Raw genomic sequence first — 10,280 nt, 5'->3', positions numbered from 1 at the left:
GCAGATCAGCCCAGCGAGGCGCCCGACGTGGCGGAGGCCGCCGGATGCGCAGCTTCCGCGGGTGACCGCCCTGCCTTCCACGCACCAGGGCCGCCCAGCCGGCGGCGTATCAGCACACCGAGAACCACCAGCAGTGCGCCGAGTGCCCAGCCGGCGAGTACATCCGTGGTCCAGTGCACACCGAGGTAGATCCGGGACAACCCCACCGAGGTCACGAACAAGACCGCGCACACCCCGCAGATCCGGGCCGCGATCCGGTGACGGGACCGCAGGTAGAAGAGCACGGCGAGCACACCGACCACGGCCGCCGCGCCGGCGCTGTGCCCGGAGGGGAACGCAGGCTCGCCGACCTCGACCAACCGGTCACCGACCGGTGGCCGCGGCCTGCCGACCAGATGTTTGAACACCCGAACCAGGACCGCCGAGGACAGGCCCACACCCGCGACGAGGGCCAGATCCCCCGTTTCACGACGCCACGCCAGTAGTCCGCATGCCAGTAACGCCAGCACCCACATCATCAGCGAGCCCCCGGCGTGGGTGATCACCGTCGCGGTGGTTGTGAAGGGCTCCTCCCGCCGGTCGAGCACCCATTCGTATACGGGCCGGTCCAACCCGGTCAGGGCATCACCGGCGAGCACGAATCCGGTCACCGTGGCGAACCCAGCGACCAGCAGCGCAGCGAGCAGGACCATACGGTTCACGATAGCCGCCACCGATTTGCCGGACTCGGGTCGATACGCGGCGCCCGGCCCCGGCCCAAAGTCCCGCCACCGTTCCGATGCGGCGGCCCGCGCCGGTCGGGCGCCGAGTCCGTGGCAGACCGCTATCGTGAATTCGTGGAACTACTCTTCCTCGGTGCCCCGGCTTTTATGCTGCTGCTCGGTGCCGCGGCGGCGATACGGTGGGTCCATTCGCGCTTCCCGAAAACCGGGCAGGCTCGAGCGACCCGGACGTCGACCCGGCTCGCCGCGGCCGGAGTCGAGGAGATCACCGCGTTCTGGTACGGAACCAAGCGCCGCGAACTGGATGATCGCGCGGCCCGGTCGATGCTCCGCGACGAGGACAGCGACGGTGCGCCACCCCGGGATCGGATCGATCTCGACCGCAGCCGTGCGGTCCTGATCGCCCGGCGGCCGGAAAGCGCGACCGGCCCCTGACCGCCCGGCCGGGCGCGGCCCCACCACCGGCGCGGTGGTGCGGACCCGGCCACTACTGTGGACGAGTGCGTGCGAACCAGCGATCGGATGACGGCGGGCCCCGGATCTGGGGTGGTACCACGCTTTCGGAGCGCAAGCAGGCCCGGCGCGGTGCCCTGCTCGAAGCCGCGCTGGACCTCATCGGTGAAGCCGGTGCGGCCGGAGTCACCATGCGCGCGGTATGCCGCCGGGCGAACCTGACCGACCGGTACTTCTACGAAAGTTTCGCCAGTCGCGACGAATTGCTCGATGTGCTGTACCGGCAGACCGCCGACGATTTCCTGGAGCCGATGACCGCTTTCGCGGTCGCCGACGATTCCTCCCGGGACCGGGCGCTCTCGGAGGCACTGGTGGACAAGGTGCTCGCCGATCCCCGGAAATCACGCCTGTTCCTGGTCGAACCCTATTCCAGCACCGGTCTCGGCCAGACCACGATATCGGTGATGCCCGCCTTCACCAGGCTCATCCAGGATCATCTGTTCGCCCGGATCGACGATCCGGTGCAGCGCCGCCTCGCGGCAGTCACCATGGCCAGCGGGAACGCGGGGATGTTCTCCGCGTGGTTGAACGGTTCGCTGCGGGCCACTCGCGAGGAGATCGTCGATCACCTGGTCGCCATGCTGGGCGCGTACCGCACGCTGTACCGGTAGCTCGCGCCGGCGGAAGCCGTGGCCGGGCAAGGAGGTTCGGGAAATTGCACGACGAAGTGGTCGGGTCGACGGGTAAGCTGAGCTCGCCGATCCGCGGCCCCGGAACGCTGGGAGAGGTTCTGGTGGCCGTACGAGGGGGAACCGAGGGGTACATCGCACGCGCTGCCGAAGCCATCCCGGCCGGTAGCACCGTGCTCGTGGTGGGGGTCGATTCCGGCCGTATCGCCGATGTGGTGCCCTGGATCCCGCTCCCGGACCCGGCGCCGTAGCAATATCGACGCGAGGAGTCATTTCGTGCTGGGTTATCACGTACCGGATCCCGATGAGGCGATGCTGGTCAGCGGTGCCAAGAGCCGCGATGCCACACCGTTCCGGGTGATCATCGGCCGCGGCACCTGGGTGATGCCGTTCTTCCGCAAGGTCCGGTATCTGTCCCTGGCCATGTTCGAAGCCGAGATCACCGAACGCTGCGTTACGAAACAGGCCATCGTGCTGCAGGTGCGTGCGGTGATCGCGTTCAAGGTCGCCAACGACACCGCCTCGATCGTGAACGCGGCGCAACGCTTCCTGTCCGAACAGGAGCAGGAGATGTCGGTGCTGACCGGGCGCATCTTCTCCGGTCATCTGCGTTCCATCGTCGGTTCGATGACCGTCGAGGAGATCATCCGGGAACGCCAGCGCCTGGCCGACGAGGTGCTGGTGGCCTCGAAGGTGGAGATGAGCAATATCGGGCTGTGGGTGGACTCGTTCCAGATCCAGTCCATCGACGACGGCGACCTCGGCTATATCTCGGCGCTCGCCGCTCCGCACAACGCCGCCGTGCACCGGGACGCCCAGATCGCGGAATCGCAGGCTGCGCAGCGGTCCGCCGAGGCCGAACAGGAATCGCTGCGCAAACAGGCCGAGTACTCGCGCGAGACATCGATCCTCAAGGCGAGTTACCAGCGCGATATCGATAAGGCCGAGGCGGAAGCGGCCGCGGCCGGGCCGCTGGCCGCGGCGCTCGCCCAGCAGGAAGTGCTCGGCGCCCAAGCCGCCCAGGCGCGGAGAGAAGCCGAACTGCGCGAACAGCAACTGCAAGCCGAAGTGGTGAAACCGGCGCAGGCCGAAGCCGATCGGGTGCGTATCCTGGCCGAGGCCGAAGCGGACCGCACCCGGATCCAGGCCGAGGCGGCCGCCTCGCACAATCGGATCGCACTCGACCAGATGCTGATCGAACAACTGCCGCTCATCGTGGAACAGGCCGCGCGCGGGCTGTCCAACGCGAATCTGACCGTCCTCAACGGACCGGACGGGGTCGGTGAACTGCTCAACGGTATGGTCGGACAGGGGCTGACCGTATTCAACTCCCTGCAAAAGGCGCTTATCGCCGACGGCGAGGAAAAACGGGATATAGAGTGACCGCGTAACTGCGGCGAGGAGCGGTGTGGTGGCCAGCGGGAAATTGGTGTCGTTCGACGGATCACGTGGATTCGGTTTCATCCGGCCCGAGGACGGTGGGCCCGATGTATTCGTCCATGTCAACGATATCGGCCTCGGCGAGGACGAACTCCGCCAGGGCCGAGTGTTCGAATTCGATATCACCGAGGGCGACCGTGGCCCGAAGGCGATCAATCTCCGATCGCCGCGCGGCAACGGTGCCCGGCACGAACCCGCCGACCGGGAAGGCGCCCGCCTCACCGCCGGCGAATACACCCGGCAGATCACCGAACTGCTCCTGGACGCCTCCCCGGCGCTCACCGCCGGGGAGATCGTGGTGATCCGGGAACGGCTCACCGACTTCGCCGCCGAACAGGGCTGGATCGCGGGCTGACGCGGCGGGTCCGACGGTCCGGCGATCTCGGCTCCTACTATCGGGGGCGATGAATCGGCGCCGGCCACGGCGTCGATACGGGTGAGGACCGACCCGAGGAGGACCACGTGGATCTGCCGGTGCTGCCACCCGTCCGGCCCATGCTGGCCAAAGCCGCACCCGATATCCCGCCCGGCCCCGGGCTCAGCTACGAACCCAAATGGGACGGTTTCCGCTGTGTGGTTTTCCGCGACGGCGACGAGGTGGAACTCGGATCCCGCAACGACCGGCCGCTGACCCGGTACTTCCCCGAGGTCGCCGAGTTGCTGAAAGCCGCGCTTCCGGCCCGGTGTGTGGTGGACGGGGAGATCGTCGTCGTCACCGAACACGGACTCGATTTCGACGTTCTCCAGCAGCGCCTGCATCCGGCGGCGTCACGGGTCGCGAAACTCGCCGCCGAGACCCCGGCCAGTTTCGTCGCCTTCGACCTGCTCGCGCTCGCCGACCGCGATCTCACCTCCGCGCCGTTCACCGAGCGCCGTGGATTGCTCGAGTCGATTCTGGACACCGCACCGGGCCGGGTCCACCTGACACCGCTCACCGGCGACCCGGCGGTGGCCCTCGACTGGTTCACCCGGTTCGAGGGCGCCGGTTTCGACGGCGTGATGGTCAAGGCCGACGACCAGCCGTATCAGCAGAACAAGCGCGTCATGCTCAAAGTCAAACACGAGCGCACAGCGGACTGCGTGGTCGCGGGGTTCCGGTGGCACAAAGACGGCGCCGGGGTCGGCTCACTGCTGCTCGGCCTGTTCGACGACCACGGGATTCTCCATCATGTGGGGGTGGCCAGCAGTTTCTCCGCCGCGCGCCGCAAAGAATTGGTCGGCGAGCTCGAGCCCTACCGCGAGCGCGCCCTGGAGAACCATCCGTGGCGGGAATGGGCCGATGCCGCGGCACAGGCGTCATCGGGCGGATCGATGCCGGGCGGGGTCAGCCGCTGGAGCGCGGGCAAGGATCTTTCCTGGGAGGCGGTGCGCACGGAGCTGATCGCCGAGGTCCGGTACGAGCATGTGCAGTCCGGCCGGTTCCGGCACGGCGCGCGGCTCGTCCGGTTCCGACCCGACCGCACACCCGAATCGTGTACCTACGCCCAGCTCGAGGAAGTCGCTCCCGCGGAACTGCACGAGATCTTCGGGAACCCGGTGGTGAAATGAGCGATTCGATCGAGATCGAAGCGGCCGGCCGGGTGCTGACCATCAGCAACCCCGGCAAGGTGTACTTCTCCCGCCGCGGCGAAACGAAACTGGATCTCGTCCACTACTATCAGAACGTCGCCGAGGCGTTCCTGCGCGTCAACGAGGGGCGGCCGCTACTGCTGGAACGCTACCCAGACGGCGCCTCGGGCAAATCCTGGTTCCAGAAGCGGGTCCCGAAAACGGCACCGGACTGGCTGCGAACCGTCGAGGTATCCACCCCGAACGGCACCACCAGCGACGCTCTGGTCGCGCACGATATGGCCCATGTCCTGTGGGCGGTGAACCAGGGCTGCCTGGGTTTCCATATCTGGCCGAACCACGCCGCGGATCTGCGGATCGCCGACGAACTGCGGATCGATCTCGACCCGTCGCCCGGTATCGGCTTCGACGAACTGCGCACGGCAGCGCTGCGTACCCGGGCACTGTGCGGCGAGCTGGGTATCGACAGCTGGGTGAAAACATCGGGGTCCCGCGGCCTGCACCTCTATATCGCACTCGAACCCCGGTGGGACGGTTACCAGGTACGCGCCGCGGCGGTCGCGCTGGCCCGCGAGCTGGAACGCCGGTATCCGGACGACATCACCGCCCACTGGTGGAAAGAGGAACGGGGACGGCGAGTGTTCGTGGACTACAACCAGAATGCGCCGCACAAAACCGTCTTCGGGGCGTGGTGCGTGCGACCCAAGGTCGGCGCGCAGGTATCCACCCCGGTGCGGTGGTCCGATCTGGCGACGATCGTTCCCGAGGAGCTGACCATCGCGACCGTACCGGCGCGGCTGGCCGAATCCGGCGATCCATGGGTGGATCGCCCACCGCAATCCATCCTGCCGCTGCTCGAGATGTCCGACCGCGATATGGCCGCCGGTCTCATGGATGCGCCCTGGCCGCCGCAATACCCGAAGATGCCGAACGAGCCACCGCGGGTACAGCCCAGTCGCGCTCGCAAACCGGACCCGGCCGGATAGCTCCCGCGATCACGAGGTCCACAGCACCCATACGCCGCCCTCGCAGACCAGCGCATAACCCGCCGGCGTGCGTGCCGTCGCGCCTCCGCCGGCCACACAGGTATCCCCCTCTTCCCCGATATCGCCGGCGATCCGGTGCGGGCCGGCCCATCGGTAGCCGGTCACCGATGCGGTGTCTGCCAGGCACACCAGCGTGTCGCCGGCGGCGGCCGCGCCCACCAAGGCCGGTTCGGGGCAGGGCCTATCCAGCTCGGCGGCGGCGGCGGGGGCGGCGAGCTGCGGCGTGGTACCCGGCGCCGTGGGTTGCGGCGAAGCCGGCCCGGTGGACGGTGCGGGGATCGATACAGCGGCGCTCTGCACCGCGCCGGGCGTCACCGGGGCACTGGGATCTCCCGCCGCGGTCTCGGAGCCCGCGACCGCGCCCACCGCATCGCCGACCTGCGAGAACACCTCCGAGACCCGGTCGTGGGGCAGCAGGATCAACGCCACCAGCAGTGCGGTCTCGAGCATGCCCAGCACGAACGCGCAGAATGCCATCAGCCGGCCGCGGGGGTGGGTGAACGCGATCAGCCCGAAGACGATCGCTACCGGAAACAACAGGAGCAGGGCCGCTACCAGCGCCACGATCGAGTACGGATTGACGATCGGCCGATCAGCGTAAATCGCCTCGTCGATGTCGTCGAGTTCGTCGGGCTCATCGAACCGCCGGCGGCCGGGTCGTGGCGGCTGGTCGTCCCGGTCCTGTGGTACTTCCGGCCAGCGCCGCTCACCCCAGCGCTGCGAATACGCCATGCACGATCCCCTTCGAACTGCTGCCGGAAGATCCGGGAGCAGAGGATCCCGTCCGGCATTTCGCCGAATATATGCCGGATCGTTGCGAAAGTCCCGGGAAACGGCAGATGTTCAGATCACAGGTATCGGCCCGGCGCGCAGTGATATCCCATAACGAGCCCGGTAGTGCCCGTCAATTCTCCCGGTGTACCCGGGGCAGAGATTCGGTGACGAGGGTGGTCAGCACATCGGCGAGGAGCGCGTGGACCTGCTCGCGGGTCATCGTGCCCCGGGTGAGCCATTCGCGTCCCGCGACCTTCACCAGACCTCCGTAGGCGCGCACCATCGCCCGGCGCGGCTCGGCCGCCTCGTTGCCGGACAGACCGATCATCGCCAGTAGGCGCTGCGCCGCCGCGTCGTCGGCGGCATCGAGAATCTGCTGCACCTCGGGATCGTCGCCGACCCCTTCGTGACTGGTCACCTTCACCCAGGTGCTGCCGTGTTCGGAGATAGTGTCCAGCAACCACCGGACACTGGCATCGATCCGTTCCCGCGTACTGCCCACCGGTACCGCGAGTTCGTCGGCCCGGGGCAGGGTCACCATCCGGCGCACCACCGCGAGATACAGATCGCGCTTATTGCCGAAATAGTGATTGATCAGCCCGCGGGCCACCCCGGCTCGTTGCGCCAGTTCCGCGGTGGACACCGCCGCGTAAGGGCGTTCGCCGAACATATCGATCGCCTCGGCCAGGATCTGGGCCCGGCGCTCGTCGGGTTCGAGCCGGCGTCGCCGCACCGGCGCCGCGGCCCCGCCACCGGCCTCATCCGCCGCGCCCGGGCCGGTGGCGCGTTCGAGGTCAGAGCCCACGTGCGATGAGATCTTTCATCACCTCGTTGCTGCCCGCGAGGATGCGCAGTACGCGTGCGCCCGTGTAGAGCTGCGAGATCGGGTATTCGGTCATGTACCCGTAGCCGCCGAAGAGCTGCAGGCAGCGGTCCACGACAACGCCGAGCTGATCGGTGGACCAGTACTTGGCCATTGCCGCCGACTGGATATCGAGTTCGCCCTTCAGATGGCGGGCGATGCAGTCGTCCAGGAAGACACGGTTGGTCCGCGCGATAGTCGCGCATTCGGCCAGTTCGAACTTGGTGTTCTGCATAGCGAACAGGGGCTTGCCGAAGGCCTCCCGGCCCTTGGTGTACTCGACGGTCAAATCGACCGCGCGTTCCATCATCGCCACCGCCATGATCGCGGTGACGAGCCGCTCCTGCGCCAGCAATTGCATCATCTGGTAGAAGCCCTGGCCTTCGGCGCCGCCCAGCAGATTGGCTGCCGGGACCCGCAGGCCGTCGAAGAACAACTCCGCGGTGTCCTGGCCCTTACCACCGATCTTGGACAGGATCCGCCCCCGGGTGAAACCGGGAGTATCGTCGCTGACCTCGGCGAACAGCAGCGAGACACCGGCTGCGCCCTTCTCGGGGTCGGTTTTCGCGGCGATGATGATGCCGTCGCACAGCCAGCCGTTGGAGATGAAGATCTTCGAACCGGTGATCACATACTCGTCGCCCTCGCGGACCGCGCGGGTTTTGATCGCCTGCAGATCCGAACCGGTGCCCGGTTCGGTCATGCCGATCGACAGCACCATCTCGCCGCTGCACGCCTTGGGCAAAATGCGCTTCTTCAGCTCATCGGACCCGAATTCGGCCAGATACGGCGCGATGATCGAACTGTGCACCGGGATACCGAGGGCACCGTCACCGGCCCGCACCTGCTCCTCGATGATGGCCGCTTCGTGGGCGAAGGTTCCGCCGCCGCCACCGAATTCCTCCGCGACCGCGGGGCAGAGCAGGCCGAGTTCACCGGCCCGGCGGTACAGCCCTTTGTCCGGATGGCCCTGTTCGACGAACTTCTCCTCGTGCGGCACCACTTCCTTCTCGAAGTAGCTGTGCGCGAGTTCCCGTACCGCCTCGACCTCGTCGTCGCTCCACACGGGGCGTGCCATATCCGCATCCTCGATTTCGTGATCACCCGGACCGGCACCACGGGCGCCGGATCGTCCGGGATCGACTTTCTCGCACTATTGGCGCTATGTCAACGAGCGGTTGCTGGTGACCCCGCCGCCCGGCGGTGGGCTCGCTCCCGCCACTTGCCACAATGGTGGGCACGCTTGCCCAGCTCACGAAGGAAATCCCCCGCACCGATGGCCGAGACCAGTATCGATCCGAACGACCTCGCCACCTGCCTGCGCGTACTCGAACACGCCGGACAGCTGGACCCCGGCCACCCGGATTCGATGATCGTTCAGCGCGCCGTCGGCGGCATGTTCAAAGAGCTCAAACGTCAGCGCCGCACAGCCGCCCGGCAGGCCAAAACGGCCGCCGATCGCGCGGTGGTCGCGGCCACGGCGACCGGGTCGCCGAACCGGATCGACGACGAAACCGCGGGTATTCCGATCAGCTCGGCAACCACCGGCGCCTCGGCCGGAACATTGCTACGGGCCCGTGGCTGCTACATCTGCAAGCAGAAGTACACCCGCGTCGACGCGTTCTACCACCAGCTGTGCCCCGAATGCGCGACGATGAGCCACGGCCGCCGCGACGCCCGCACGGATCTTTCCGGCCGCCGCGCCCTGCTCACCGGCGGCCGCGCCAAGATCGGAATGTATATCGCGTTGCGGTTGCTGCGCGACGGCGCGCACACCACAATCACCACCCGTTTCCCGAACGACGCGATCCGCCGCTTCGCCGCCCAGCCCGACAGCGCCGACTGGCTGCACCGGCTACGTATCGTCGGTATCGACCTGCGTGACCCCGCGCAGGTGGTGGCGCTGGCCGACGATATCGCGGCCGCGGGCCCACTCGATATCCTGATCAACAACGCGGCACAGACGGTCCGCCGCTCCCCCGGTTCCTACAGTGCACTGGCCGCGGCCGAATCCGATCCGCTGCCCGTCGGGGAACTCCCCGAAATGGTGACCTTCGGCCAGACGACCCGGGCCCATCCGACCGCCCTCACCGCCTCGCTCACACCCGATCTCACCGGCGCCGACGTTGCCGAGCTGGCCCTGGTGGCCGGTTCGGCGACACCGGATCGGATCGAGCGCGGTATCGCGATCGATGCCGGCGGACTGGTTCCCGATATCGCCCACACCAACAGCTGGGTGCATACCGTCGGCGAGGTCGACCCGACCGAACTGCTCGAAGTACAGCTGTGCAATTCGGTCGCGCCGTTCATCCTGGTGTCCCGGCTGCGACCGGCACTCGCCGCCGCCGCGGCCCGCCGCAAATACGTGGTGAACGTCTCGGCGATGGAGGGCCAGTTCTCCCGCGGCTACAAGGGCCCCGGGCATCCGCACACCAATATGGCCAAGGCGGCGCTGAACATGCTCACCCGCACCAGCGCCAAAGAGATGTTCGAGACCGATCGCATCCTGATGACCGCGGTGGATACCGGCTGGATCACCGACGAGCGGCCGCACTACACGAAGGTCCGGCTGGCCGATGAGGGGTTCCACGCCCCGCTGGACCTGGTGGACGGTGCCGCCCGGGTCTACGACCCGATCGTGCGCGGTGAGGCCGGCGACGATCTGTACGGCTGCTTCCTGAAGGACTACCAGGCATCAGCCTGGTAAATCCGGAGCCATCAAGGC

General features: G+C 67.6%; 12 protein-coding genes. 8 read left to right on the top strand and 4 right to left on the bottom strand.

From position 1 onward, the window contains the following. Window positions 1-5: 5 nt before the first annotated feature. Window positions 6-692, bottom strand: coding sequence for a phosphatase PAP2 family protein (locus ABZ827_RS05555; protein ID WP_357233112.1), 687 nt, complete (start codon window positions 690-692; stop codon window positions 6-8). Window positions 693-836: 144 nt separating this feature from the next. On the opposite strand from ABZ827_RS05555, the gene ABZ827_RS05550 reads away from it, so the two are divergent. From ABZ827_RS05550 to ligD, 7 genes are all read left to right on the top strand, one after another. Then, window positions 837-1,157, top strand: a complete 321-nt coding sequence (locus tag ABZ827_RS05550) for a DUF6191 domain-containing protein (RefSeq protein ID WP_357233110.1) — start codon at window positions 837-839, stop codon at window positions 1,155-1,157. Between the two features lie 65 nt (window positions 1,158-1,222). After that, window positions 1,223-1,846, top strand: coding sequence for a TetR/AcrR family transcriptional regulator (locus tag ABZ827_RS05545; RefSeq protein WP_357233108.1), 624 nt, complete (start codon window positions 1,223-1,225; stop codon window positions 1,844-1,846). 44 nt (window positions 1,847-1,890) lie between these two features. Continuing rightward, entirely contained in the window at window positions 1,891-2,115 is a 225-nt protein-coding gene (locus tag ABZ827_RS05540) for a hypothetical protein (protein WP_357233107.1), read from the top strand. Window positions 2,116-2,140: 25 nt separating this feature from the next. After that, complete coding sequence (locus ABZ827_RS05535) at window positions 2,141-3,247, top strand: SPFH domain-containing protein (protein ID WP_357233105.1); 1,107 nt, start codon at window positions 2,141-2,143, stop codon at window positions 3,245-3,247. Window positions 3,248-3,272: 25 nt separating this feature from the next. Continuing rightward, a complete protein-coding gene (locus ABZ827_RS05530) occupies window positions 3,273-3,659 on the top strand; it encodes a cold shock domain-containing protein (protein ID WP_357233103.1) in 387 nt (128 codons plus the stop codon). Window positions 3,660-3,766: 107 nt separating this feature from the next. Next, window positions 3,767-4,852, top strand: a complete 1,086-nt coding sequence (locus ABZ827_RS05525; protein ID WP_357233101.1) for an ATP-dependent DNA ligase — start codon at window positions 3,767-3,769, stop codon at window positions 4,850-4,852. Beyond that, complete coding sequence (gene ligD, locus ABZ827_RS05520; protein WP_357233100.1) at window positions 4,849-5,859, top strand: non-homologous end-joining DNA ligase; 1,011 nt, start codon at window positions 4,849-4,851, stop codon at window positions 5,857-5,859. Before ABZ827_RS05525 ends, ligD begins: the two co-directional genes overlap by 4 nt. Before the next feature lie 9 nt (window positions 5,860-5,868). On the opposite strand, the gene ABZ827_RS05515 is transcribed toward ligD, so the two are convergent. From ABZ827_RS05515 to ABZ827_RS05505, 3 genes are all read right to left on the bottom strand, one after another. Then, on the bottom strand, window positions 5,869-6,651 hold the full coding sequence (locus ABZ827_RS05515) for a hypothetical protein (RefSeq protein WP_357233098.1): 783 nt from the start codon (window positions 6,649-6,651) through the stop codon (window positions 5,869-5,871). A 172-nt stretch (window positions 6,652-6,823) separates the two neighbouring features. Then, window positions 6,824-7,426, bottom strand: coding sequence for a TetR/AcrR family transcriptional regulator (locus tag ABZ827_RS05510; RefSeq protein WP_357234516.1), 603 nt, complete (start codon window positions 7,424-7,426; stop codon window positions 6,824-6,826). 61 nt (window positions 7,427-7,487) lie between these two features. Further along, window positions 7,488-8,633: an acyl-CoA dehydrogenase family protein gene (locus ABZ827_RS05505; RefSeq protein WP_357233096.1), complete on the bottom strand. Its 1,146-nt coding sequence runs from the start codon at window positions 8,631-8,633 to the stop codon at window positions 7,488-7,490. A 198-nt stretch (window positions 8,634-8,831) separates the two neighbouring features. On the opposite strand from ABZ827_RS05505, the gene ABZ827_RS05500 reads away from it, so the two are divergent. After that, entirely contained in the window at window positions 8,832-10,262 is a 1,431-nt protein-coding gene (locus ABZ827_RS05500) for an SDR family NAD(P)-dependent oxidoreductase (protein WP_357233094.1), read from the top strand. Window positions 10,263-10,280: the final 18 nt, after the last annotated feature.

Origin of the sequence: Nocardia sp. NPDC019395 (assembly GCF_040632335.1) — a bacterium.
In the GTDB taxonomy this organism is placed as follows: domain Bacteria; phylum Actinomycetota; class Actinomycetes; order Mycobacteriales; family Mycobacteriaceae; genus Nocardia.
This window is presented reverse-complemented; position numbering and strand designations above follow the sequence as displayed.

Excerpts from the sequence above, each read along its gene's own strand:
- ABZ827_RS05555 (WP_357233112.1), bottom strand. The coding sequence starts at position 692 with ATGGTCCTGCTCGCTGCGCTGCTGGTCGCTGGGTTCGCCACGGTGACC.
- ligD (WP_357233100.1), top strand. The coding sequence starts at position 4,849 with ATGAGCGATTCGATCGAGATCGAAGCGGCCGGCCGGGTGCTGACCATC.
- ABZ827_RS05515 (WP_357233098.1), bottom strand. The coding sequence starts at position 6,651 with ATGGCGTATTCGCAGCGCTGGGGTGAGCGGCGCTGGCCGGAAGTACCA.
- ABZ827_RS05505 (WP_357233096.1), bottom strand. The coding sequence starts at position 8,633 with ATGGCACGCCCCGTGTGGAGCGACGACGAGGTCGAGGCGGTACGGGAA.
- ABZ827_RS05500 (WP_357233094.1), top strand. The coding sequence starts at position 8,832 with ATGGCCGAGACCAGTATCGATCCGAACGACCTCGCCACCTGCCTGCGC.